This window comes from Caldicoprobacter algeriensis, assembly GCF_023838525.1.
In the GTDB taxonomy this organism is placed as follows: domain Bacteria; phylum Bacillota; class Clostridia; order Caldicoprobacterales; family Caldicoprobacteraceae; genus Caldicoprobacter; species Caldicoprobacter algeriensis.
Genome location: NZ_JAHUQD010000005.1, coordinates 35,472 through 59,560, shown reverse-complemented (window position 1 = coordinate 59,560; position 24,089 = coordinate 35,472). Strand labels below are relative to the sequence as shown.

At 48.9% G+C, this 24,089-nt stretch carries 24 protein-coding genes, 1 tRNA gene and 1 riboswitch; of the genes, 6 read left to right on the top strand and 19 right to left on the bottom strand.

The features are described 5' to 3' along the window. Positions 1–28: 28 nt before the first annotated feature. The 4 genes from KVG29_RS04430 to KVG29_RS04415 form a co-directional block, all read right to left on the bottom strand. Positions 29–631, bottom strand: a complete 603-nt coding sequence (locus KVG29_RS04430) for an RNA polymerase sigma factor (RefSeq protein ID WP_252226882.1) — start codon at positions 629–631, stop codon at positions 29–31. A 188-nt stretch (positions 632–819) separates the two neighbouring features. Next, the gene (locus KVG29_RS04425; protein WP_252226880.1) at positions 820–1,188 is read right to left on the bottom strand and encodes a glycosyltransferase family protein; all 369 of its coding nucleotides are present in this window, start codon (positions 1,186–1,188) and stop codon (positions 820–822) included. A 190-nt stretch (positions 1,189–1,378) separates the two neighbouring features. Beyond that, positions 1,379–2,569: a methionine adenosyltransferase gene (gene metK / locus KVG29_RS04420; protein ID WP_252226879.1), complete on the bottom strand. Its 1,191-nt coding sequence runs from the start codon at positions 2,567–2,569 to the stop codon at positions 1,379–1,381. A gap of 199 nt (positions 2,570–2,768) precedes the next feature. Continuing rightward, positions 2,769–2,853 (bottom strand) — tRNA-Tyr (locus tag KVG29_RS04415). A gap of 159 nt (positions 2,854–3,012) precedes the next feature. Here KVG29_RS04415 and murC point away from each other — a divergent pair. Then, positions 3,013–4,401, top strand: a complete 1,389-nt coding sequence (gene murC, locus KVG29_RS04410) for a UDP-N-acetylmuramate--L-alanine ligase (RefSeq protein WP_252226878.1) — start codon at positions 3,013–3,015, stop codon at positions 4,399–4,401. A 203-nt stretch (positions 4,402–4,604) separates the two neighbouring features. Here murC and KVG29_RS04405 read toward each other — a convergent pair whose 3' ends face one another. Next, positions 4,605–6,275: a formate--tetrahydrofolate ligase gene (locus tag KVG29_RS04405; RefSeq protein WP_252226876.1), complete on the bottom strand. Its 1,671-nt coding sequence runs from the start codon at positions 6,273–6,275 to the stop codon at positions 4,605–4,607. 426 nt (positions 6,276–6,701) lie between these two features. On the opposite strand from KVG29_RS04405, the gene KVG29_RS04400 reads away from it, so the two are divergent. From KVG29_RS04400 to KVG29_RS04390, 4 genes are all read left to right on the top strand, one after another. Beyond that, positions 6,702–7,145, top strand: a complete 444-nt coding sequence (locus KVG29_RS04400; RefSeq protein ID WP_252226874.1) for a hypothetical protein — start codon at positions 6,702–6,704, stop codon at positions 7,143–7,145. Positions 7,146–7,159: 14 nt separating this feature from the next. Beyond that, entirely contained in the window at positions 7,160–7,591 is a 432-nt protein-coding gene (locus KVG29_RS04395; protein WP_025747942.1) for a ferritin-like domain-containing protein, read from the top strand. Between the two features lie 74 nt (positions 7,592–7,665). Further along, entirely contained in the window at positions 7,666–7,800 is a 135-nt protein-coding gene (locus tag KVG29_RS12380) for a hypothetical protein (RefSeq protein WP_276576388.1), read from the top strand. Between the two features lie 30 nt (positions 7,801–7,830). Beyond that, positions 7,831–8,160, top strand: coding sequence for a cell wall hydrolase (locus KVG29_RS04390; RefSeq protein WP_252226872.1), 330 nt, complete (start codon positions 7,831–7,833; stop codon positions 8,158–8,160). 175 nt (positions 8,161–8,335) lie between these two features. Here the strand turns inward: KVG29_RS04390 and KVG29_RS12375 are convergent, their stop codons facing one another. The 5 genes from KVG29_RS12375 to KVG29_RS04370 form a co-directional block, all read right to left on the bottom strand. Further along, complete coding sequence (locus KVG29_RS12375; RefSeq protein ID WP_276576387.1) at positions 8,336–8,467, bottom strand: hypothetical protein; 132 nt, start codon at positions 8,465–8,467, stop codon at positions 8,336–8,338. A gap of 112 nt (positions 8,468–8,579) precedes the next feature. Further along, entirely contained in the window at positions 8,580–8,741 is a 162-nt protein-coding gene (locus KVG29_RS04385) for a DUF815 domain-containing protein (RefSeq protein WP_252226870.1), read from the bottom strand. Continuing rightward, positions 8,723–8,989, bottom strand: coding sequence for a hypothetical protein (locus KVG29_RS04380; protein WP_252226868.1), 267 nt, complete (start codon positions 8,987–8,989; stop codon positions 8,723–8,725). The genes KVG29_RS04385 and KVG29_RS04380 overlap by 19 nt, the downstream gene beginning before the upstream one ends. Further along, positions 8,979–10,295 (bottom strand): amidohydrolase, encoded by a 1,317-nt coding sequence (locus KVG29_RS04375; RefSeq protein WP_252226867.1) that lies wholly within the window; start codon positions 10,293–10,295, stop codon positions 8,979–8,981. The genes KVG29_RS04380 and KVG29_RS04375 overlap by 11 nt, the downstream gene beginning before the upstream one ends. 178 nt (positions 10,296–10,473) lie before the next feature. Beyond that, positions 10,474–11,715 carry an adenosylhomocysteinase gene (locus KVG29_RS04370; protein ID WP_252226865.1) on the bottom strand — a complete coding sequence of 414 codons (1,242 nt, stop codon included), beginning with the start codon at positions 11,713–11,715 and terminating at the stop codon, positions 10,474–10,476. A gap of 258 nt (positions 11,716–11,973) precedes the next feature. On the opposite strand from KVG29_RS04370, the gene KVG29_RS04365 reads away from it, so the two are divergent. Further along, on the top strand, positions 11,974–12,267 hold the full coding sequence (locus tag KVG29_RS04365; RefSeq protein WP_252226864.1) for a hypothetical protein: 294 nt from the start codon (positions 11,974–11,976) through the stop codon (positions 12,265–12,267). Between the two features lie 129 nt (positions 12,268–12,396). Here the strand turns inward: KVG29_RS04365 and thiT are convergent, their stop codons facing one another. The 9 genes from thiT to ileS all read right to left on the bottom strand — a co-directional run bounded on the left by thiT (position 12,397) and on the right by ileS (position 24,010). Then, the gene (thiT, locus tag KVG29_RS04360; RefSeq protein WP_252226863.1) at positions 12,397–12,954 is read right to left on the bottom strand and encodes an energy-coupled thiamine transporter ThiT; all 558 of its coding nucleotides are present in this window, start codon (positions 12,952–12,954) and stop codon (positions 12,397–12,399) included. A 66-nt stretch (positions 12,955–13,020) separates the two neighbouring features. Next, positions 13,021–13,130: riboswitch (TPP riboswitch) on the bottom strand. A gap of 134 nt (positions 13,131–13,264) precedes the next feature. Beyond that, the gene (gene mgtE, locus KVG29_RS04355; RefSeq protein ID WP_276576386.1) at positions 13,265–14,608 is read right to left on the bottom strand and encodes a magnesium transporter; all 1,344 of its coding nucleotides are present in this window, start codon (positions 14,606–14,608) and stop codon (positions 13,265–13,267) included. Positions 14,609–15,092: 484 nt separating this feature from the next. Next, entirely contained in the window at positions 15,093–16,025 is a 933-nt protein-coding gene (locus KVG29_RS04350) for a DUF4380 domain-containing protein (RefSeq protein WP_252226862.1), read from the bottom strand. A gap of 202 nt (positions 16,026–16,227) precedes the next feature. Then, on the bottom strand, positions 16,228–17,235 hold the full coding sequence (locus KVG29_RS04345; protein ID WP_252226860.1) for an SPL family radical SAM protein: 1,008 nt from the start codon (positions 17,233–17,235) through the stop codon (positions 16,228–16,230). Further along, complete coding sequence (locus KVG29_RS04340) at positions 17,201–18,064, bottom strand: 5'-methylthioadenosine/S-adenosylhomocysteine nucleosidase family protein (RefSeq protein ID WP_252226858.1); 864 nt, start codon at positions 18,062–18,064, stop codon at positions 17,201–17,203. The genes KVG29_RS04345 and KVG29_RS04340 overlap by 35 nt, the downstream gene beginning before the upstream one ends. Positions 18,065–18,102: 38 nt before the next feature. After that, positions 18,103–19,317 carry an endonuclease Q family protein gene (locus tag KVG29_RS04335; RefSeq protein ID WP_252226856.1) on the bottom strand — a complete coding sequence of 405 codons (1,215 nt, stop codon included), beginning with the start codon at positions 19,315–19,317 and terminating at the stop codon, positions 18,103–18,105. A gap of 416 nt (positions 19,318–19,733) precedes the next feature. After that, on the bottom strand, positions 19,734–20,366 hold the full coding sequence (locus tag KVG29_RS04330; protein WP_252226854.1) for a cyclase family protein: 633 nt from the start codon (positions 20,364–20,366) through the stop codon (positions 19,734–19,736). Position 20,367: 1 nt separating this feature from the next. After that, the gene (locus KVG29_RS04325; RefSeq protein WP_252226852.1) at positions 20,368–20,694 is read right to left on the bottom strand and encodes a YkvA family protein; all 327 of its coding nucleotides are present in this window, start codon (positions 20,692–20,694) and stop codon (positions 20,368–20,370) included. A gap of 196 nt (positions 20,695–20,890) precedes the next feature. Continuing rightward, the gene (ileS, locus tag KVG29_RS04320; protein WP_252226850.1) at positions 20,891–24,010 is read right to left on the bottom strand and encodes an isoleucine--tRNA ligase; all 3,120 of its coding nucleotides are present in this window, start codon (positions 24,008–24,010) and stop codon (positions 20,891–20,893) included. Positions 24,011–24,089 lie beyond the last annotated feature (79 nt).

The window sequence follows — 24,089 nt, the reverse complement described above, 5'->3', positions numbered from 1 at the left end:
CTCCTTTCCTCTATCTACTTCCTAGAATTCAAAACCGGCTCTTGAGAGACACATCGTCCTCAATTTTCTCCAGATGCTCTTTTAGGGATTTCAGAGCCCTGTCCTTCAGCCTGAGTACCGATTTGTAGTGGCTGTTCCTTGCCCGGGCAATATCCTTGTATTTCAGCCCGTAGAAGAAGTGCAGGAGTATAACCTGTCTCTGTTTAGGCGATAGCTTGCCTATAGCACGGTACAGCCGCCTGACTTCACCGGTCTGCATCACCGTCTCCTCCACACCGGGCTGAGGGCTCATCAGCAGGTCTCCCAGGGTACACGTATCACCGTCATGCCCTTCAAATTCTTTATCCAGCGAAATGGCTGAAACTCTTTGCCTGCCGGTATTCATCAGACCAAAATACACCCTCTTTTTAACGTATACCAGGAACGGTACCCCCTTTGAAGGGTTGAAATCCTTTATGCACTGAAGGATTATAAGGCAGGCTTCCTGATAAAGGTCCTTCTTGTCAGGCCCGGCTCCACACCGCCGTATGGCAGAACAGATGAGGGGATGCAGCCTGTCAATTATCAGCTGAGCAGCGGTAACCTCTCCCCTTTTGGCTCTTTCCACCAGTTCCTTAAACAGGTATTCCAAAGCAACACGCCCTCCTATCAAGCGAGGGCCGGCCCTGCACAAGTTTTTTAAGCTGTACAGCTCATACTACATGATAGCCCGGGTTTGGAAGGTACGAAAAAAGCCGGGGAATAATCTCCCCGGCCTGAATAACAGCCGCTCGTTTTCCTGTCATATCAAAAATGTTATCGTATATTTTTTTTAAGACATCATTTGGAACCGTGTATCAATTTGGTCAAATAACCGCACAGCTCCCCTGGCTTCAATAATTTTATATAGGAATACTGCCTGGCAAGGCGTTCCATGACCTTTGGCGTATCATCGCATGAGCCCACATCCACCAGTACGATGTTGACCAACGAGTCCTCGGCGCCGTCCACCGCCGTTTTAAGGATAAACCCCTTTACAATGCCCTCTATGGCATCCTCCTGATTCTGTGCCGTTATGACCACATTGAAACTTCCTTTTTTATTGCCTAAAGCCGATGATATATCGCGAAGCACCAGTACCACAAAGCATATAAACCCGAATATGGCAAATACCCACAGGACAATGGCAAGGTATGTATCGATGTACATGCATACTCCCCCTCTACGGCGCAGGATAATCCATCCACACATTCCATAGTATGCTGCTGCGCCTCAAGAGGTGAGGCATACCCGCATAAATAAAAAAGCCCCAATCCCGTTTGAGACTGGGGCATGCGTGTCAGGTATCCATATCTTCCAATGTGCGTATGCTCTGTATTCTATAAGCGCAGTCCCGCTATTATTTGCCGAAGGCTTGCTCCCTCAACAGCTGGGCCTTATCTGTCTTCTCCCACGGCAGGTCCAAATCCGTACGCCCAAAATGGCCGTAGGCAGCCGTCTGCTTGTATATGGGCCTTCTCAAATTGAGGTCCCTTATGATGGCACCGGGCCTTAGGTCAAAATTCTTGTGTATGAGCTCCAGTATGAGCTCCTCTGGCACCTTTGCCGTACCAAATGTATCGACACTGATGGATACCGGCCTGGCCACGCCTATAGCATAGGCAACCGCCACCTCGCACTTATCAGCCAGCCCGGCTGCAACAATGTTTTTAGCCACATACCGAGCTGCATAGCTGGCCGAGCGATCGACTTTAGTGGGGTCCTTGCCCGAGAAGGCACCGCCACCGTGCCGCGCGTACCCACCATAAGTGTCCACTATGATCTTTCGGCCGGTAAGTCCCGAGTCACCCTGAGGGCCTCCTACCACGAAGCGGCCGGTTGGGTTGACCAGATAACGGGTTTTGTCATCCAGAAGCTCGGGAGGAATAACGGCCTTTATGACCTTATCGATTACGTCCCTTTCGATGGTAGAGTGGTCGACATCCGGGCTGTGCTGCGTCGAAACGACGACGGTATGTACACGCACCGGCTTGTCCCCCTCATACTCCACGGTAACCTGGGATTTCCCATCGGGCCTTAAGTACTCCAGCGTGCCATCCTTGCGTACCTGTGCCAATCTCCTGGTAATCTTATGGGCCAACGAAATGGGCAAAGGCATGAGCTCAGGGGTCTCGTTGCAGGCAAAGCCAAACATCATGCCCTGATCGCCCGCCCCAATGGCCTCTATATCGTCCTCCATCTCCTGCATCTTGGCTTCAAGAGCCTTATTTACCCCCATTGCGATGTCTGGCGACTGCTCATCTATAGAGGTTATAACAGCGCAGGTATCAGCATCAAAGCCGTATTTCGCTCTTGTATATCCTATCTCACGAACTGTTTCACGTACAATGCTGGGAATGTCCACATAACAGTCGGTGGTGATCTCTCCCATGACTAATACAAGGCCGGTAGTCACAGCGGTTTCACACGCCACTCTGGCATAGGGGTCCTTGGCCAAAATGGCATCCAGCACAGCATCAGAGATCTGATCGCATATCTTATCGGGATGCCCCTCAGTAACAGATTCCGACGTAAACAACCTTCTTCTCATTTGTTCGCCTCCTCAAGCAGTAAAGATACTGGTTAAATATAAATTTGTCCAACAATGGATTTAAGTATAGCATACCACTAGTAAAAAATCAATACAGGCATAGAACCAAAATGCTCCACGCAAGCCAGAGATTAAACCCGTTTAGTCGAAGAATACCAAAAAGGGTGGCTGATATTTTTATATCAACCACCCTTCTTCCTGGTGGAGGGGGATGGATTCGAACCACCGAAGGCTGCGCCAACAGATTTACAGTCTGCCCCCTTTGACCACTCGGGCACCCCTCCATATTGAAAATTATCAATCATACATTTCTATCGCAGTATATAATTATATGATAAGAACCCTATAAAGTCAATCTCTATTTTAAAAATTCGCCCATTGATTAACGGCAATCCCAACGGTTATAATAGGAAATAGCCTTTATATTCAAGGAGTGTGTAACAATGCAAACGGTTCACATAGACGATTTTAAAGGATGCCAGGTCCATTTTGTAGGTATAGGCGGCATCAGCATGAGCGGCCTGGCCGAGATACTGCTTCGGCGGGGATACATCGTCACCGGCTCGGATTTGAAGGAATCACACATCACGCAGAGGCTCAGTGGAAAAGGCGCCAGGGTGTTTATAGGGCACCACCCCTCAAACGTGCAAGGCGCCCGGCTGGTGGTACATACCGCCGCCGTCAAAGCAGACAATCCCGAAATCCAAGAAGCCCATAAAAGAAACATCCCTGTGATCGACAGGGCCACGCTGCTGGGCCAGATCATGGAGGCCTATCCCTATTCCATAGGTGTATCGGGCAGCCACGGCAAAACCACCACCACTTCCATGCTTTCAACCATTTTGCTCCATGCAAACCTGGACCCCACCATACTGGTGGGCGGCGAGCTGGACGTCATAGGCGGCAACGTACGCACGGGCAGCAGCCCGTACTTTATAACTGAGGCCTGCGAATACGTCGAAAGCTTCCTTCACTTTAAGCCGTACATAGCCATTATTCTAAATATAGACGCAGACCACCTGGACTATTTCAAAGACATAGATCACATATACCAGGCATTCAGCAAGTTCGCACACCTGGTGCCACAAAACGGATACGCAGTGGGCTGCGCCGATGATCCGCTGGTAGCAAAGCTGCTTTCCGAGGTCAAATGCAACACCATAAGCTATGGTATCAACGGACCATCAGACTGGAAGGCCTGCGATATACATTACAACAGCCAGGGAACGGCTTCTTTTAAAGCCTACTACAAAGGAGAATACGTGGGTAATATGAGCCTGTCTATACCCGGCAAGCACAACGTGTACAATGCCCTGGCGGCAACTGCCGCCGCATATGCCCTGGGCATACCCTTCGAGGTAATAAAGGAGGCCCTGACGACCTACAGGGGCACTCACCGCCGTTTGGAATTCAAGGGCAAAATGGGGGACGTCACCATTCTAGATGATTACGCACATCACCCCACCGAAATAAAGGCCACCCTGGAGACAGTGAAAAACTATCCCCACAACAGGATATGGTGCGTGTTTCAGCCCCATACATATACCCGCACCAAAAAGCTGTTTAACGAATTTGTGCATGCTTTCAAACAGGCCGACCGGCTCATAATAACTGATATCTACGCAGCGCGGGAAAAGGACACTGGCGAGGTTCACTCTCGTGACCTGGTGCAGGCCATCTTACAAACCGGCCAGCCCTGTATGTACATGCAGACGTTTGAGGAGATAGCAAACTATCTCAAAGAGAACATCAGCCCAGGGGATATAGTGCTTACCATGGGCGCCGGAGATGTATACCGCATCGGCGATATGCTGCTCAATACTACCGTTTAAACAGCCAATTGTCAATTGTCCGTTTCCCAATGAATGTTGATCATTGATATATCATTACTCAGCTGAACAGAAAACTTCTTTTTAACAGTACAAAACAAGCAAAAAAGCGTGCGGCATGAGCTGTACAAAATTTTCAGGCACTATACTGCCCCAAATACCCGTGTACAGCACATGCCGCACAAATCATGTACCCGCCGTATGCCTTAAAACAGCCCCACTATGGTGCCATCTGGCATTATGTCCATATTCTCGACAGCCGGGTTTTTGGGCAACCCCGGCATAGTCATCATGGATCCCGTCAGCACCACGATAAATCCCGCACCGGCCGATACCTTGACCTCGCGAACGTTGAGCTTCCAGCCCCTGGGAGCACCTTTCAAGGACGGGTCGTCCGAAAATGACATCTGCGTCTTGGCTATGCACACTGGAAGATTGCCGTATCCCAGATGTTTCAAGGTGTCTATGGCACGTTTGGCTTCCTTGCTGTACACAACGCCATCCGCCCTGTAAACCCGGCAGGCGATGGCCTCGATCTTGTCCTCAATGGAGGTCTCAAGGTCATAAAGCGGCCTGAAGTTGTTCTCCTCGTGCATTGCCTCCAGCAACGCCTCGACAAGTTCAATTCCGCCTTCTCCACCGCGGGTTACCACTTCGGAGACCGCCATCTTCACCCCTATCCTTGCACAATGCTCTTTCAGAAGCTGTATCTCGGCGGCAGTATCGCTAGGAAATCTGTTCAAAGCCACCACAACCGGCAAGCCAAAAACATTCTTCAAATTGTCTATGTGCTGATCCAAATTTGCCAGTCCTCTCTCAAGTGCGGCCAAATCCTCTTCATTTAAACTGGACAAAGGCAGGCCGCCGTGAAACTTGAGCGCACGAATGGTGGCCACCAGCACCACCACATCGGGCCTTATATGAGCGATTCTGTAGACTATATCAAAGAACTTCTCGGCACCCAGATCAGCTGCAAAACCGCCTTCGGTAACGGCGTAGTCAGCCAGCTTCAAGGCCATGCGGGTAGCCATGATGGAGTTGTTGCCATGAGCGATATTAGCAAACGGGCCACCGTGTATAAAAGCAGGCTGACCTTCCAGAGTCTGCACTATATTGGGCTTTATGGCATCTTTGAGCAGTATGGCCATGGCGCCCACGGCTTTCAAATCCCTGGCATACACCGGATGTCCATCGTAGGTATATGCCACCAGCATGTCTCCCAGACGCCTCTTTAAATCCTCCATATCCGATGCCAGGCACAGTATGGCCATAATCTCGGAGGCAGCCGTGATATCAAAACCGGATTCCATGGGGATACCGTTGGCCTTTCCTCCTAAACCGGTGACTATTCTGCGCAGCTGTCTGTCGTTTATATCCATCACCCGTTTCCAGACAACGCGCGTGGGGTCGATGTTAAGCTCATTTCCCTTGACAATGTGGTTGTCAATCAGGGCGGCCAGCAAGTTGTGTGCTGCCCCCACGGCGTGTATATCACCGGTAAAGTGGAGGTTTATATCCTCCATAGGCAGCACCTGGGAATAACCCCCGCCGGTTGCCCCACCTTTGATGCCAAAGACCGGACCCAGGGACGGCTCCCTCAAGCACAGCGCCACTCTCTTGCCCAGCCTGCCCAGGGCCTGGGTAATCCCCACCGCGGTTGTGGTCTTGCCCTCGCCGGCAGGAGTGGGGGTAATGGCGGTTACATATATGAGCTTGCCATTTGGCCTGTTTTTAATCCTGCCCCATACCGCCAAGTTCACCTTAGCCTTATATTTGCCGTACAGCTCCAGGTCATCCTCATCAAGCCCGATCTGTGATGCCACATCGACGATAGGCCTGAGCTTTGCCTGCTGTGCAATTTCGATATCGCTAAGCATCGCCTACACATTTCCCCTTTCCGTTAAATTTCTGTTAAAATCTATGTAAATTAAAACATTAACACTAATTTTATACCCATATGCATGACCGTTGTCACGTAAAATCTCATGCACTGTTTCCTTCTCAACATTCCGAACAACAGTTTACTGCCGTTTTTTCACAACAAAAATCATCATCAGACACCGGCATATTACTGTGTTTGTCGCCTCAAAAACCCTTTGGCCTTCAACACTCGCATGGATTTGTTTATCCATCCGTCCATACATAGCCGTAATCCGACGTATCGATCAATAAGCTGAATTTCCGTATTTAAAGCAACCCCTTTTTAACAAATTGAAAAAGCTGTTTCATGCTTTACCACGCGGGTTAGGTAAATATATAGAAATAATAACACAACATAACTCTCCATAAAAGGGGGATAATGATTGAACAAGAACATCAACTATGACCGGCTGATTGAACAGGTTGGAAAATGCTGCCTCACCGAGGACTTTTGCGGTACATGTCAAAAAGAGGCGTGCCTGATAGGCTATTGCAAGCACGTATTGCTAAAAGCCTTTAAGCAACACAACGAGTTCATAGATGGCGGCATGGACAACATACCCTCCTTCGACACCAAGCTGTATGACGAAGAAGACTTGATAAATGCCATAGCCTTTATACTCAACGAATGCAAAAACTGTCAGCTATATCACGATGACGAATGCGTCATAAACATAATAAGAAGCTGTATGGAAATAGCGCTTTTGGGAGACTACTTAGAATATAAGGGCAGCACCTTTCTGTACTTTGCCGATTTGAACAATGAAAATAAGGAAATTGCACAAAGGATATTTGAGGCTTTCAGCAATATAAAAAACAACAAGTGATGGGAGGCGATAATATGCAGGATTTAAAGCTTGTAACTGAAAACATACTCGGCGAAACCAAAGGTACAGAGCTTGAAAGGGTGGTCAAACAAAACTTCAACGGCGAAACCAGCGAAGTGGGCATGTACCTGGCCATGGCAAGGCTGGCCCAAAGGCAGGGTTATCCTGAGATAGCAGAGGTACTCAAAACCATTGCCTGGGAGGAAGCCGAGCATGCCGCAGTATTTGCAGAGCTCAACGGCATGTTGCAGGAAGACATATTCGAAAACATCAAAAGAATGTTAGAAGGTGAAGTATTTGCCAATCAAGGAAAGAAAGAGGCAGCAGACAAGGCACAAGAGCTGGGTATCGCTTCGGCCCGGGACTATTTCAACCTTTCGGCAAAAGATGAAGCAAGGCATGCGAGAATGCTGCAGGGCATACTAAAACGCTATAACAAGATATAGCCTTTTATTTCAAGTATTTCAAGGTATATTAAGTTCTGGCCAGCACAAAATAATACATGGAGGAGGGAACAATCATGAAAAAGGCTCTAGCCCTCGTGCTTGCAACAGCCTGCTTCATGATACCCACCCAAGCACTGGCAGAGACAGACTTAAACCAGCACAGGGTCATAACAGACTACGTCAACAGGATATGCAGCATTACCCATTGAAAGCCAGATGATGTACACCTGCTGGCCAGAGTGATAAATGGCGAAGCAAGAGGGGAGCCATATACAGGTAAGGTAGCAGTAGCCGCCGTAATAATGAACCGGTTGAAATCTCCCCTTTTCCCCAATACCTTGAAAGAGGTTATAATGCAGCCCTACGCCTTCACGTGTGTTCAGGACGGACAGATTTATCTCACCCCTGATGTAGAATGCTATCGAGCCGCCCTGGATGCCGTAATGGGGTATGACCCAACCGGAGGATGCCTGTTTTATTATAACCCCAGGACGGCCACATCCAGATGGATGAAGGAGCGCAAGGCTGCAAGCAGCGTGGTGATAGGCAACCATGTATTCATGAAATGACCGGGCAGTGCTCGGTCATTTCATGTTTAATATAGATCATCTAAAAACACAAAGCCATCCCCTCCCACGGAGATGGCCTTCATATACCACTGACTTTCATGTACCTGTGCAGATGTTATATCCACCACAATCTATACCGTCCATCAAATGCCCAACACAGCATTTGTTACAAAACTCAAGTCAAAGATACCAGCTGGCTTAACAGCTCCATAAAGAATATGGGAAATAATGCCGCCAACACCAGTATAATCGAGACTATGATTCCGGTAATCCCTCTTCCGACCTCGCTCCTGAACAACCTGTACATGGGCCTCCCCCCTCTTATTTGGCTTGCTTATATTATACCCTAGATATATTTCAAAAGTTTTACGCAACTTTTATAAAACCTTTAATAATCACCTAACAAAGCATTAAAACATTTATGCCCCCTCATCATATTTTGACGCAGTCTCCCAGCTCTGAGACGCGTCGCCCAGCCTTGCCTCAAGATAATCTATAAACTGGCGGGCTGTACGCCCCGAACGGCCGTTATACCTTTTCTCCCAGCGCAGGGCCTCTTCCCTCAAAGCATCGGCGTCCATCGAGATCCCGCATCTGGACGCAAGGCGTTCCACCATCTCCAGGTAGGTCCTCGTACAAAACGGTTATAGTCATCCCACAGCCGTCCGGCACAAACGCCGTCGCTTACAAGGCCGGCCACAAAATCCTCGAATGCCTGAACAGCCGGCTCATGCCGCAGCTGCCTGTACAAAACCAGGCCCTTCAAGGCCCTGTCGACCCTCCCTGCCTGTTCCTCAATGCGACTCATTGCAACATTTTCAGCACGCATCTTCAGTTCCCCCCCCCATAACCCTGTTTCTTATTTGTCCAACCTCATAGTATACCCTCTCTAAGTCTATGGTGGTCAGCTGCCGCTTCCTCATCAATACCTTTCCGTTTACAATAACGGTATCAACGTCAGCGTCGCGCCCGCTGTACACCAGATGGGTAACCGGGTCAGCAGCAGGATAATAATGCGGGGCATCACACTTGATCAGTATTATATCGGCCTTCTTTCCCGGCTCCAGTGAACCTATCTCGTGGCTCCACCCTATAGCCTTTGCACCGCAAACAGTGGCCATTTTAAGGGCCTGTTTTGCCGGAATAACGGTTGGGTCCTCGTTTATACCTTTGCCTAGCAAAGCGGCAAAGGTCATCTCCCTCATAACGCTCAGGCTGTTATTGCTGGCTGCGCTGTCGGTCCCCAGCCCTACGTTTATCCCCTTTTCAAGGAGCAGGGATACCTGTGCGATGCCGCTGCCCAGCTTTAAATTGCTAACAGGGCAATGCGCCACCTGTACGTCGTGTTCCTTAAGTATATCCATATCGCGCTGCGTAAGGTGCACGCAGTGAGCGGCCAAAACCGGCAGATTGAAAAAACCTATACTCTCCAGGTATTCAACAGGAGTTTTGCCATGTTTCTTCAATGCCTCTTCGACTTCGGTGCGCGTCTCGGCCAAATGGATATGGAGGCCCACCCCCAGTTGCTCTGCCAGATCCATGCAGCGCTTCAGGTAGTCACCGTCACAGGTATAGATGGCATGTGGCCCAACCATAACCCTTATACGCCCTTCTGCCCCACCGTGCCATTCCTCCCACAGTCGGCGGTTTTCCGCAAGGCGCTGCTCCGACCTGGCATCCGGCCCCTGCAATCCTCTTGCCAGAACAGCTCGAATCCCTGAATGCTCCACCGCTTTTGCTGTTTGATCCATGAACATGTACATATCGGCAAAAGCGGTGACCCCGCTCATGGCCATTTCTGCAATGGACAGCATGGACAGCCAGTAAGCGTCCTGCGGCTGCAACCTGTCCTCAAGAGGCCATATCTTTTGCGCCAGCCAATCCATGAGCGGAATATCGTTGGCATAGCCCCGGAACAGCGACATAGCCGAATGGGTATGGGCATTGACAAACCCAGGTAAGGCCAACATGCCACAGCCGTCAAGTATCCCATCGGGCACAAAACCCGCAGGTAGACGTTCTTCATCCCCTACGTATGCAATTGTATCGCCTTCTACGGCAATGCAGCCGCCAGGATATTGATTATCTTGATCATCCATGGTGATTATATAAACGTTTCTTATGAGAGCCCTCATAACATACCGGCGCAGCACATCCTATCTCTACACAGGATATCACAAATGCGCCCTTTGCCTCCTTCCGTGCATTTATATGCTTATCTTGAACCGCCTCAGTTTTCACCTCTGGCTTCACACGCCAAACTCATTTTATCCTTCAAAAACGCTTGTCCCGGCACAGCATTTCCATGTAAATTCAATAAGACATAAGATAGCGTTCCTGCTCAGGGGTCAAGGAATCGATGTTAATACCCATGGCCTGGAGCTTCATCCGTGCTACCCTGTAATCGATAAACCGTGGAACGCTGTATACTTTTGGTTCGAGCTTGTCCCCGTTTTCAATCAGATACTGCACCGAAAGGGCCTGCAGCGCAAAGCTCATATCCATGATTTCAGCAGGATGCCCGTCACCCGAGGCCAGATTCACCAGCCTACCCTGGGCCAGGAGATTCAGCACCCTTCCATCCTTCATCACGTAGCCCTCCACATTGTGGCGCATCATGCGCTTTTCCACCGCCAGGGCCTCCAGATCAGGTTTACATATCTCAACGTCAAAGTGCCCCGCATTGGCCAGCAGTACCCCATCCTTCATCCTTTCAAAGTGCTCTCGCCTTATGACCTTGGTGCAACCGGTAGTGGTTATGAATATATCGCCAATCTCGGCAGCCTCAAGCATGGTCATCACCCTGAAGCCGTCCATGGCAGCCTCCAAGGCTTTTATCGGGTCCACCTCGGTTATGATCACGTTTGCACCAAGGCCCCTGGCCTTCATGGCCACCCCTTTTCCGCACCAGCCATACCCTGCCACCACCACGTTCTTGCCCGCGATGATGAGGTTTGTGGTGCGCATGATACCATCCCATACCGACTGTCCCGTGCCATACCGGTTGTCAAAGAGGTATTTGCAGTATGCATCGTTTACAGCAATCATGGGGAATTTCAGCTTACCTTCCCTTTCCCTGGCCCGCAGCCTGAGGACGCCGGTGGTGGTCTCCTCGCAGCCGCCTATTATCCTGTCACACAGCTCCTGGCGTGAAGAATGCAGCATAGCCACCAGGTCTCCCCCATCATCGATGATGATGTCGGGCCTTATATCCAGAGTCCTGCTCAGATGCTCTTTATACTCCTCTTCGGTGGCGCCGTGCCATGCATGAACTGTAAGCCCGGCTTTTACCAGCGCCGCCGCCACGGCATCCTGCGTAGATAACGGGTTGCTGCCGGTGACAGCAACTTCAGCGCCTCCGGCTGCCAAAACGAGGCACAGATAAGCCGTTTTGGCCTCTAGATGTACCGACACCGCAATCTTCTTACCCTTAAAAGGTTTTGTCGCCTCAAATTCCTTCTCCAGCTGGTTAAGCAAAGGCATGTAGCGCCTGACCCAGTCGATTCGTCTCTGGCCTTCATCTGCCAGAGTTATATCCCTGATAGTGCTGTTCATGAAAATGCCTCCCCGTATTGATTTTGCAAAGTACAGCATAACCATATTTTAGCACATTGTCACAAAAATGTATCGTTAAATTCTAAACTTATGACAATCCTTACCCCTTTTCTCGGTTTTAGTAGTATGCTATAATTAATATAGCATCCCGTTTGCCGCTGTATCATATCCAGAAAGCGTATTTGCATATCTATTATACCGTATTCCTCAGCGTTTTACTTCAACGGGAGTAAAAACGTATAAGGAGGAATGGGTAGTATGGGGGCCCAGTATGTCAAGGAGTTTAATGCGGATCTGGGAGAGCTTTCATTACTTGCAGGCGGCAAACACTGGAAAAGATTCCATGCCAGCAAGATAATCAAGTTTCAACGCACCACCGGCATAAAGAAAATACTATTTTTCTCCAAGCCCGTTGAAAGGATAGAAGTTCACGTTCAGGGTGAAGATGCACCATATATCATCGAAAAGGGCGTTATAAAGGACGATTTCCAGTGGATCGTCGATGTTCTCAAGAGATTCGCAGAAAAGAACAAGGTACCATTTAACGAGTAAAGTCCAGGCGAAATACCTGGACTTTTTATTTTACAAGCATCGCATTCAAAGAATTGTAATAACCGGAGATTCCAAACTTTTGTGTATAAATGATTAAAGGAGTTTCCTCCTGAGTTTTTACTTTGCACATTAAGCTGAATAATTAGAAGAGGATCTATTATCCATGTGCAGTTGGAATTTAAGGACCCTGTACAGCAACCCTACAATCACCATTGAGATTATAAACTCTGGAAGCAGGTAAGAGCCGTTGTAGAGTATGGAGTATACCCATGGGCTTTGTCCCTCAGGAGCATAGTGTGGAAACACCACTATTCCAGATATGACATGGCTTATGAATCTCCCCAGCACTCCCATAAACACGCCGGCCATTACGCCGACCATCCCATTATGCCTCAACACGCCTGCCAAGCCAAGACAGGCAAATGCTATAACATAATCAAATAGTATGGATACTATATGGAAGCTGTATTTTTCCCCTAGGATGAACTGTAAAATCCCATAAACCATACCCGCCAACAGCCCTCTGGGAGTGCCCCACCTTAAGGCAAAGATAAAAATGGGTACCATAGAACCTGCCGTGACAGAACCACCCTGTGGCATCTCAAATAGTATAACATAGCTTAGCACCTGCGCCAGAGCTATCATAACTCCGGCTTCCACCAGCATCCTGGTGTTCGTCCTCTTCATACTATCCTCTCCTCCCTTTTTCCGGGGAGAAAAAAAGACTACATGCCAAACAATAGGGCACGTAGTCCCCTTCCACAATTCGTTCCCTACGCTGGCATTACCCAGATCAGGTTCATCGGGTCGGAGTCATACAACTCCCTCTCAGCCGAATTGCTTCAGCTCCCCGTTTGATATTTAATCTTATTGCTCACTTGCGATAATAGCACTTTATAACAATGTTTGTCAATAATATTATGAGGTTTTCTCCTCAATAAATTGAGGGCATCCTCAAGCAGATGTACTCAAGATTATATTCTCGCCCTTCAGTTCATTAAATACTAATATGCAGTATCCAAACCGCCAATGAAAAATATATAGTCAGCGAAATGGCATCTGCAATGGTAGTAATCAGTGGACTGGCCATAATAGCGGGGTCAAGTCCAATCCTTTTAGCAATCATCGGCAGCGTCCCACCAATAATTTTAGCAATTATCACCGTAAATATTAAACTAAGGGATATGGTAATTGCAATGCCAAAAACATAGCCTTCAACAAAATACACCCTGATGAAGTTAACCAAAGCCAGCGCTACACCGACCAACACCCCCACTTGAGCTTCCTTCCATATAACCTTGAATACATCTCTAAACCCCAGTTCTCCCAGTACAAGGCTTCGTATCACCGTAACCGAGGCCTGCGATCCGGCATTCCCTGCGGTATCCATAAGCATGGGTATAAAAGCCGCCAAAGCCACTACCGCTTCAAGAGCAACTTGATACTTCCGTATGATATATCCGCTTACGGTAGCCGATATCATCAATATGAGCAACCATAATAGCCTTTTCCTCGCAATCATAAAAGGAGTGGCATCCAGGTACTCCTCTTCGGTGGGCTGAATAGCAGCCATGCGCTGAATATCCTCGGTATTTTCCTCTTCAATGACGTCGACGATATCATCTATGGTTATTATACCCACAAGCCTTTTCTCCTGGTCCACCACCGGCACAGCCAGAAGGTCATATTTTTTGAACACATCAGCAACTTCTTCCTGGTCATCATAGGTATCAACATATATGACGTCTTTCTTCATTATATCCTCGACCTTGGTATCGGGAGAAGCCAAAACCAAGTCTTTTAAAGAGACGATGCCTTCCAGCTTGCGCCGAGCATCGGTGACATAACAGGTATAAATTATCTCCCTGTCCCGGCCAACCCTGCGAATTTTCTCCAGAGCCTCGGCCACCGTCATCTCTTTTTTGAGGTCAACGAACTCAATGGTCATCAGGCTGCCAGCTGAATATTCCGGATACTGCAAAAACTGGTTGATCAACTTGCGCTCGGCCTCAGAGGTATTTCTCAATATTCTCTTGACAACGTTGGCCGGCATCTCTTCCAGGAAATCGATCTTATCATCGAAGAACAGGTCGCTTACAATTTCGTTAAGCTCGTTTTCATCTATCATCATGGATATTTCGCTTTGCCGTTCGGAAGAGAGGTATGAAAAAACATCGGCCGCTATCTCTTTGGGCAACAGCCTGAATAGAATAATGGCGTTTTTGGTATCAAGCTCATCGACAATCTCTGCTATATCTTGTATCTGCATATCCTTTATCTTTTCTTTCAGCTCAGCGTATCTCTTTTCCTTCAGCAGCTGCTTGATGTCATCGATAGCCATACCATTACCTCCTTTGCGCTATATGATTTTGAAAGCATAATAGAGTCGAGAAATCCGTTTGCATCAAAACACCGCACTATCTCTACCCCATCTACTGCCCCGTGTTTTCCATTTACAAACCGGCTTCATAAACTTATTATTCGTATTGCTCTCAAAACCATATAGCCTTATTAGGTAATGTATGGCTCAGACAATTGTAAAGAGCTTTTAATGCCAAAACATGTTTAAATTTTTATTAAATGGAAAACAGAGGCAGTAGAACGCACACCCCCTCTATACCCTATTTCATTTATACTTTTAGGCAAATTACTAGGGCCGGCGTCCATTCTACCACCTCCATACCAGTTCAAAATTTGTAAACTTCACTCGAATAGAATAGCACACACCTGTCAAAAATTCAAACAAAATTTTTTAGACACCAAAAAAGAGAAAGCGGGCTTATTGTAGAAAGCAAACCCGCTCATTTAACAGACAATCCCATGGCTTATTCGCAGCAGCCACAGCAGCACACTATGTATTTCTTTACCACTTCATCGATTTCGCGTTCGTCATTAGAAGGCATCTCCACATCGCCGATGAGCTCCCATTCCTCCACATGGGACAGCGTATCTCCAGGCTCGACAAGGGTCATGGGCGAAAGCGTCTCCATCTCAAGCATGAAATCAGTGGTGTAGGTCTCGTACGAAACCCCGAAATCGGGATACTTTCTGCCCATCTGATGCACAAACCGCTTGATAAACAGATTGCCGTGATTGAAATAGGCCGCCCATCCATCTTCATTGTTTATACCAAACTTGAAGGGATGTTTGGTATTGGGGTCCTGCTGCAGCACGATATACTTGTCTCCCCAGTATACTCTGTGGTCGTTCATTTTGGAATACGGCCACAGCGCAAGCACACGATTGCCCAGAAGGCCGGTATCCCTCTGAGGTTGGGGTACAACCTCCTTGCCACCGGGTGCCATGACGGTCAAGGCCCATGCGGCAAACTCCACAGGCCATGCATTCCTGTTTGTCAGGCGATGGACTATCCGTACCCTGTCGCAGCAGGATGCCAGAGTAATCTCCATCTCCTTCTCGATCTGCACCCATGGCTCCACCTTCTGCTTGACCTTTATGCCGTTTTCAACCTCTTGCCACTCCACAGGCTGGTCGTCGGGTACATAGGTACGGGGGTTGTTCTCGGGGCTGTGCCACAGCCTGTGCCCACCCTTTATCTTCCATACCCCTCCTACGGGCTCCATCACCGGCTGTGAAGCCTGGGGTGCCTCGCACAGCTCATTCTCTCTGCCTACAAAGCCAAACCTTATGATCCTAGGCCCCACATCGACCGTGACCAACAGATCAACCGTTCCATTGGAAATCTCAACACATTTGCCAAACTCCCCGTAATTGACCTCTTTAACTGTAACGGGCATAGCTGACCCACTCTCCTTTCTGAATTTTTGGTATTTGCTTTTTGGAGGCTAAATATGACTTTTTACAATAATATGACATTCTTCACAAACAGTCGAAATTCCTGCTACAGCAAACATTTAAATTTGGTTTTGCAGCAAACTTAATTTGCAGAATGCTCGCTGAATAGCCTGTGCTATACGTGCTATATTACACATACATCTCTCATCCATATATCTTTTCCTCTGGCAAATACCTATTAAGGTTCTGGTAAAAAAAGCCCCTGATCTCCTTTTCGTCCTCATACGTCACAACCCCTCCCTCACGGCATACCGTGGGGAAAGCAAACACATCTGTATCGCTCCTCAGCCTGCTGATCCTCTTGAACTGCTCCTTGCTCATGCGAAAAACTCCTATGTTGGTATCAAAAACCCTTTCCGCCGGGATTATGCTGAAAACCTCATCCAAAAACTCACGATATACCTGCTGCCAGTTGTGTACCTTGATCAATGGTTCAAAGCACAGCCGCACCTGCCATCCGTCCTGCAGGGCAGCCCTTATGGCCGTCAGCCTGGCCTTAAGGGAAGGAGCCAGTCTCTCATAGCGCCGCGCAACCTCATGAGGCGACAGCGACCATGCCAGTATCACCTGTTCTACCGGGTTCAGATCGGCAATGGCGCTGTAGTTGGCACTCCTGGTTCTCAGCTCGATGCGCAGGCCCTGCCTGGTACCCGCAAACTCTATCCAGCGGGAGGCATAGGGAACAATCCCTTCCAGAGCCAGCAAGTCGGTGTCATAAGAAGGGCAAAGGTACAAGGGCCCGCTCTCAAGCTGTCTGTCCACGGCCTTGCAGAAATCTTCTATGTTTACGAAAATTACAATATTGGCTGAAGGGTAAAGCCCCTGCAGATAGCAGTAATCGCAGTCATAGATACAGTTCAAAACTGGCGATGTGTAGTAAAAGTTTTGGTTGCCAAAATCCTCGCATACTTCAGGGCCAGGATACAAAAAAGGCTCCTGCTTCACAGCTAGGATCAGCTTTGTGGAAGCCTTTTGACGTCGGAAATCCTGATGGGGCCTGTTGAAGACATCCTTGTAGTGCCGTATCATCACCCTTATAGATCCGGGAAAACGGCTCAAGACGTGCTGTGCCACAGGATAAGCTGCAGCTCGTTCCTCTATATATATGTGGGAAAATTTACTCATAAAGGAACAGCTTTCTGATTCTCTCAATCGCCTTCCTCCCCTCAGCCTTGACCTTGACCCTGGTTTGAATAAACTCTGAAAGGTCAGGTAGCGGCCTGCCGGTCCTGAGCTTATACCTCCTGGCCATGTCCATCAACTGATGGCTCTGCGTCACAGTAAGGCGCAGGCTTTCTTTAACTCTTTCCAGCTGCAGGCGCTCATCCTGGGTGAGCACATCGCCTTCCACCCTGCATAACCCTTCAACCTGTTTTATAAACCCATCTAGCGCATCCATCACCCCCGATACGCATTGAGCCACACGCTGTCTGTCAAAATCCACCACATCCAGGTAATCCCCCACCACCTTTATGACATATATTTGGTGCAGGGCCAAAAAGCGGGATGCGGCCTGAAAAAAGCCCGATGCTTCCATGTCCACCAAATCAGCCTGCAATTCCACTCGTCCGCTTAAAACGTCCTCCCGCCTTACCACATCGTTATGCGTCTCAATGCTTCCCTCTTCAAAAGGATGTTCTATTAGAATATCAGGGAAATATTGCTTCCCGGTCTCATGGTCTATGACCTTGTGAATGAGCAGCGGAGTTCCGATTGGATATCGCTGATTGAGCGTACCGCACACCCCTATATTGATAATAGCCAGGCCTTCCTCCCCTCCAGCTCCGTCAAGCTTTACGTTTTGAGCAATAAGGTAAGCGGTAGCTATTGCTGAAGCCATCTTGCCTACGCCGCTCACTATGAGAAACATGTCATCGCCCCGGTAAAGTGGAAAATGCCTGCAGGCGCTATCCCGCTTTAAATCATATTTTTTAACAATGGGGCTGGCCTCACATGGTAAAGCGGTCACAATATATATCATAGAGCACTCCCCTTCAATGCAAAAAACCTAACTCAAGATCAGCCCAAAACCTTTCCGTATATACCCCCGCCTCCATGGGCTATGGCCAGGCGTCCCTCGCGCCCTTTTACTATCAGGTCCACGATGGACTGTGGGACCACCTTGGCCAGGTCCTCCGGATCAACCCTGTGCATGATGTTCATCTCGGTACCAAAGGCATCAAGAAGCCTATCTATGGTCTTTGGCCCCACCCCGGGCAAAAAATTAAGAGGCACCTGATAATGATAGGGTGGACGCTTGGCACTTGAGGCTCTTTTAGCAAACTGCTCCTTCATATCAGTCGGGCTGTCATCGCGATCCTTGATAACCTCTATTCGGTCTCTGACGCCCACCACCACCCTGTGGTCAGGGTCATTGGGGCACTTGAGCACGGGCGGCGGTAGATCGGCAATCTCCTTGCACTGCAGGCAAAAGGTCCTGTGGTACTTCCCCAGCTTAGGGTCAAGGCCGTAATTTGCTACAATTCCTCTGCCGTCCTGCCCTTTTAGCGCCTTCAACACCTCGTCATAGTTCAAAGCAGCAAGCCTCATGACGTTGTACTCCCTGCCCATCTTGATCAGCGAATGGGCATCCGAATTACTGGTAAAGGCCTTCCCGTCCAGCTCAGAAAGCAAACTGGCCATGTAGGTATCGGCGCTGAGCCCCAACTCTATGGCAGAAATTTTGGCAAAGGAGTTCTCCTCAAAAACAGTGTGCAAGCTGTGGGTGCAATTGCCGTAAAAGCTCTTGTGAGGCGTAAAGGCATGGGCCGGCATATAAAACCCGCCCAGCGAATCCGTTATATCGAAAAGCTGCTGTCCCGAAAGCCTGCTCATAGTAGAATTCTCTGCCAGATTGGGTATGTAGTCCTCCATTATGCGCGAAAACTCCTTGACCTGCGAAAAGTAGGGAAAAAACACCACAGAATGGGCATGGCAGCCCCCTTTCTCCCGGGTTTCAATCTCAGAGCCCAGGAGTATGACCAGGTCATCCCGGTATATCATGCCTCCCTCAGGCAGTTCCTCCAGCTCGCCTTTTTTGAGCAGGTCTTCTATATCCTTTATAATCCAGGGTGAGACGCAATCCACCACTCCTATGATATTTATGCCCTTGCGGTAACGCGCCTCATAGGCGATGTTTGCAAAGGTCAGGTCGTTGGCAGTGCCGCGCTTGACTACTTTCCCATCCGAAGACCTTCCGATATGGACATGCAAATCCACAAAGTACTCTTTCATACTATTGCTACTCCTTTTAGTATGCAGATACTTTCAATTACTTTTATAGTATGGAGCTCTTTGATACTTATAATAGCGCTGTTTAAAAAATTTTTATAGATGTTTCCTGTGAACTTTTTTTATTTTTTATAGTATTCTAGTATTCCTTTTTCATAGTATTCTTTATGGAAGTCGTTTGGATTATTTGCCCATGCTTACCAACAATTATATAAATTCATCCCTTTATAATTCGTACTTTGGATTTCCTAAAAATGGTTAAAAGAAATTTTATGGGATCACACAGGCATAATACGGCAACATATATGCCGGCATACACCCCGCATAAGAAACCGGATTTTGCCCAGCACCACGAACCACAAAAGCATAGTATTTGTCAAACGCCAAAACGCATCCTATCACAAATCCCTTATAAAAGATCAATCCTCAACGCCCAGTACCGCCCTTACTGGCGCTCCGTCCGCCCCTGCAATCTTCATGGGCAGGCATATCAAATAGTACATTCCTGGCTGCACGCCCGATAGGTCAATCCCTTCGAGGGCTATTGTATCATTGCGCCTCAGAAATACGGTATGTATATCCTTTGTATCGCCGTAGGCGCCTATCGAGAAATAGTCCAGGCCGATGAGCCTTATGCCCTGCTCAAGCAGCCACTGACCTGCCTCTGCCGACAGCCCAACATAATCCCTGTGAAACTCCCTGTCATTGATTATTCGCGAGTTGGTGGTCTTGATGAGCAGCCTCTTGACTCCCGGCACCACAAGCTTTTTAAGGGCTTCAAGGTCTACATATACGCCCCTTGCTGGTACCTCCACCACCTGACAGGGCCCAATGAGCAGATTCAAATCCAACTCATCAACCTTTTTGCCATCGGGTATGAAATGATAGGGAGCATCCAGATGAGTTCCAAAATGGGCACTGCATTCAATGGTGGATACATTGGCATTAGAACCTTTGCCTATCTCGCGAGTTACACGACGGGTAAACGGAGTATCGCCCGGCCAACTAGGGCGACCTTCCTCCATGGGCAGGGTTATGTCTATCCACTTCATGCTAATCTCCTCCCTCCTTTAAAACTTTCTCATCTTTAAATAAGTCACCGGCTTGACTGCGGCACTCAGCCATAATTTCAGCTGGTATAAGCTTTATCGCCAGCAGTATGCTTAAAGGCAATATTATAAGATCGTCTAAGTAGCCCAACACAGGGATAAAGTCTGGAATAAGGTCAACAGGGCTTAAAGCGTAGGCAACTACAGCTGTGACAACAGCCTTTACATACCAGGGAACATCTTTTCTCTTACATGCAAGGTAGAGCGCTGCAACCTCTTTTTTCAACTCTTTAGATCGCTTCTTTAGGGGGTTGGCAATTTTTTTCAACATAATAAAACACCGGCCTCGTATACTTCATCAGTATTACACTGCTTTAATTGCGTGGCCTGAAACCTTAACTATGACCATAGCAGATTATGAATTCTCTGTCAATCACATTTTGTCTATATACGCCTTCGACAATGCAGTATCAAAAACAACGAATCAAAAAAGGATGGGGTAAAAACCCCATCCTTCTAAATCTCCCCTACTTCTTCACAACAGTAAACGTTACCCTTTCATCGTTTATGTTCCATTCCTTGGTGTACCCCTCGGCGCTCCCCTCAAGTATCTCCTGCGCCAGGACCTCCTCGGCTATTGCCCCCTTGTTGCGCTCAATTATTCCGGCAATCCTGTCGTTGTCGCGATAATACAGCACAATCCTGTCGGTTACCTCAAAGCCGGCTTCCTTCCTCATGTTCTGCACCTTGCTGACGATCTCGCGCACAAAACCTTCTTCAATCAGCTCGGGCGTAAGGTTGGTGTCAAGAGCTACCGTTATATCGTGTTCGCTCTCCACCACCAAGCCCTCCATGTGCCCGGTCTCGATCAGCACGTCATCCCTGGTAAGTTCCACCGTCGTACCGTCCACCGTCAGCACAAGCGGCCTACCGTTCTCGAAGTCCTCCAGCGCCTTCTTGCCATCCACCGCCTTTAGTGCCTCTGAAATCTTGGGCACCAGCTTACCGTATTTGGGCCCCACAGTCTTAAGCTGCGGCTTGATGGTCACAACAGTGAACCTATCGATATCATCGGTTAACACCACTTCTTTGACGTTGAGCTCATCCTTAACCAGCTCGATGAAGCTCTCGGGCAGGCTGCTACCCAGCTTTGCATAAAGCGCCTTAAGCGGCTGGCGTACCTTCACGTTGGCTGCATTGCGGCAGGCACGCCCCAGGCTCACCAGCTTGAGCACCATGTCCATGTTCTGCTCCAGTTCTTTGTCGATCCACTTTGGATCAGACTGCGGATAATCGCACAGGTGCACGCTCTCAGGAGCGTCGCTTCGCACGCTCTTTACCAGGTTGCAATATATCTCCTCTGTAATGAAGGGCACAAAAGGCGCCGCCAATTTAGCCAGCTCTACCAACACAGTGTACAAAGTCATATACGCATTTATCTTGTCCTGCGGCATACCTTTTTGCCAGAAGCGCTCACGGCTCCTCCTGACATACCAGTTGCTCAGATCATCCACAAAATCCTGTATGGCCCTTGCGGCCTCGGTGATGCGGTAGTTGCTCAAGTTGCCATCCACCACGGCTATAAGCGAGTGCAGCCTGGACAATATCCACCTGTCCATCACCGACAACTTATCGTATTCCAGCGCATACTTGGTGGGATCAAACTGGTCGATGTTAGCATACAGCACGAAGAATGCGTACGTGTTCCACAGGGTGCCCATGAACTTCCTCTGGGCCTCGCTTACCGCTTCCTCCGAAAAGCGGCTGGGCAACCACGGTGCGCTGCTTATATAGAAGTACCATCGTACTGCATCGGCCCCCTGGCGATCAAGCACCACCCACGGGTCCACCACGTTACCCTTGTGCTTGCTCATCTTCTGCCCGTCCTTATCCAGCACCAGGCCAAGCACTATCACGTTCTTATATGCCGGCTGGTCGAACAGCAGCGTGGAAATTGCCAGCAGGGTATAGAACCACCCTCGAGTCTGGTCAATGGCTTCGCTTATGAAGTCGGCAGGGAAGTTTTCCTTGAAAAGTTCCTGGTTCTCAAAAGGATAATGCCACTGGGCAAAGGGCATAGACCCCGAATCAAACCAGCAGTCTATGACCTCAGGCACCCTCTTCATCCTGTCATTGCCGCACACAGGACACTTCAAGAACACGCGGTCAATATATGGCTTGTGAAGCTCGATATCATCGGGTACATCCTTGCCCATCTCCTTAAGCTCGGCTATGCTGCCCACCACATGGCGGTAACCGCACTCACACTCCCATATGGGCAGCGGGGTACCCCAGTATCGCTCGCGGCTCAAACCCCAGTCAACCACGTTCTCCAGGAAATTGCCGAACCGGCCATCCCTTATGTGCTCTGGCAACCAGTTAATCTGGCGGTTGTTCTTGAGCAGCTGCTCCTTTACTACCGTCATCTTGATAAACCAGGTATCCCTAGCATAGTACAGCAGAGGGGTATCACACCGCCAGCAGAAAGGATAGGAGTGCTCATACTCCATCACGGCGTATACCAGGTTTCTCTGCTCCAGGTGCTTTATTATCTCAGGGTCGGCGTCCTTGACAAACATTCCCTTCCACGGTTTGACGGCATCCACAAACTTGCCTTCAGAGTCCACCAGCTGAACAAAAGGCAGGTTGTACTGCTTGCCCACCTTGGCGTCATCTTCGCCGAAAGCAGGAGCGGTGTGCACGATGCCGGTACCCTCGGTCAGCATTACGAAATCGTCGGCCACGACGTAATAGGCCTTTCTGTCCACCTTGACGAAGTCAAACAGCGGCTCGTATTCCATGCCCACCAGATCTGCACCCTTCATGCGCTCCAGCACTTCATACTCCTCTTTGAGCACGGTGGGAGCCAGCGTCTCGGCCAGGATGTATATCTCGTCCCCGCACTTGACCTTAACATAGGTTTCGTTGCCGTTGACGGTAAGCGCCACGTTGGATGGAAGCGTCCACGGGGTGGTCGTCCATGCCATGAGGAAAGTGTTATCCTGACCCTTCACCTTAAATTTTACGTAAATGGATGGGTCTTTGACCTCCTTGTAACCTTGGGCTACTTCATGGCTGGACAGCGAAGTGCCGCAGCGCGGGCAATAGGGTACCACCTTGTGTCCCTTGTACAGCAGCCCTTTCTCCCATATCTTTTTAAGGGCCCACCACACCGACTCGATGTATTCATTGTAATAAGTGACGTAAGGGTTCTCCATGTCGGCCCAGTAGGCAACCCTTTCGCTCATCTTCTCCCATTCCTGCTTGTATTTCCACACGCTCTGCTTGCACCTGTTGATAAACGGCTCAATACCGTACTTCTCGATCTCGGGCTTGCCGTTTATGCCCAGTTCCTTCTCCACCTCGAGCTCCACCGGCAAACCGTGGGTATCCCATCCGGCCTTACGCAGCACCTTGTACCCTTTCATGGTCTTATACCGGGGGATGATGTCCTTTATCACGCGAGTCAATATGTGCCCTATGTGGGGTTTGCCGTTTGCCGTAGGAGGCCCGTCGTAAAACGTAAAGGTGGGGCCACCTTCTCGAATCTTTATGCTCTTTTCAAATATGCGGTTCTGCTTCCAGAATTCCAGTATTTTCTGTTCTCTCTGGGCAAAATCCAGGCTGGTTGAAACCTTCTGATACATACCGTCCCCTCCATCAGCTCAATATAGTCTCGCATTCAGAATTTACACGCTTTAAATAAAGCGTTTCCGTAAAAAGCTA

Coding starts and splice junctions, on each gene's coding strand:
- metK (WP_252226879.1), bottom strand. CDS start 2,569: ATGAGAAGAAGGTTGTTTACGTCGGAATCTGTTACTGAGGGGCATCCC.
- KVG29_RS04375 (WP_252226867.1), bottom strand. CDS start 10,295: ATGAGGGCTCTCATAAGAAACGTTTATATAATCACCATGGATGATCAA.
- KVG29_RS04405 (WP_252226876.1), bottom strand. CDS start 6,275: ATGCTTAGCGATATCGAAATTGCACAGCAGGCAAAGCTCAGGCCTATC.
- KVG29_RS04340 (WP_252226858.1), bottom strand. CDS start 18,064: ATGATATATATTGTGACCGCTTTACCATGTGAGGCCAGCCCCATTGTT.
- ileS (WP_252226850.1), bottom strand. CDS start 24,010: ATGTATCAGAAGGTTTCAACCAGCCTGGATTTTGCCCAGAGAGAACAG.
- KVG29_RS04335 (WP_252226856.1), bottom strand. CDS start 19,317: ATGAAAGAGTACTTTGTGGATTTGCATGTCCATATCGGAAGGTCTTCG.
- murC (WP_252226878.1), top strand. CDS start 3,013: ATGCAAACGGTTCACATAGACGATTTTAAAGGATGCCAGGTCCATTTT.
- KVG29_RS04325 (WP_252226852.1), bottom strand. CDS start 20,694: ATGTTGAAAAAAATTGCCAACCCCCTAAAGAAGCGATCTAAAGAGTTG.
- KVG29_RS12375 (WP_276576387.1), bottom strand. CDS start 8,467: ATGTACAGGTTGTTCAGGAGCGAGGTCGGAAGAGGGATTACCGGAATC.
- KVG29_RS04350 (WP_252226862.1), bottom strand. CDS start 16,025: ATGCCCGTTACAGTTAAAGAGGTCAATTACGGGGAGTTTGGCAAATGT.
- KVG29_RS04380 (WP_252226868.1), bottom strand. CDS start 8,989: ATGCGTGCTGAAAATGTTGCAATGAGTCGCATTGAGGAACAGGCAGGG.
- KVG29_RS04370 (WP_252226865.1), bottom strand. CDS start 11,715: ATGAACAGCACTATCAGGGATATAACTCTGGCAGATGAAGGCCAGAGA.
- mgtE (WP_276576386.1), bottom strand. CDS start 14,608: ATGGCTATCGATGACATCAAGCAGCTGCTGAAGGAAAAGAGATACGCT.
- KVG29_RS04395 (WP_025747942.1), top strand. CDS start 7,160: ATGCAGGATTTAAAGCTTGTAACTGAAAACATACTCGGCGAAACCAAA.
- thiT (WP_252226863.1), bottom strand. CDS start 12,954: ATGAAGAGGACGAACACCAGGATGCTGGTGGAAGCCGGAGTTATGATA.
- KVG29_RS04425 (WP_252226880.1), bottom strand. CDS start 1,188: ATGTACATCGATACATACCTTGCCATTGTCCTGTGGGTATTTGCCATA.
- KVG29_RS04330 (WP_252226854.1), bottom strand. CDS start 20,366: ATGAAGTGGATAGACATAACCCTGCCCATGGAGGAAGGTCGCCCTAGT.
- KVG29_RS04365 (WP_252226864.1), top strand. CDS start 11,974: ATGGGGGCCCAGTATGTCAAGGAGTTTAATGCGGATCTGGGAGAGCTT.
- KVG29_RS12380 (WP_276576388.1), top strand. CDS start 7,666: ATGAAAAAGGCTCTAGCCCTCGTGCTTGCAACAGCCTGCTTCATGATA.
- KVG29_RS04385 (WP_252226870.1), bottom strand. CDS start 8,741: ATGGACGCCGATGCTTTGAGGGAAGAGGCCCTGCGCTGGGAGAAAAGG.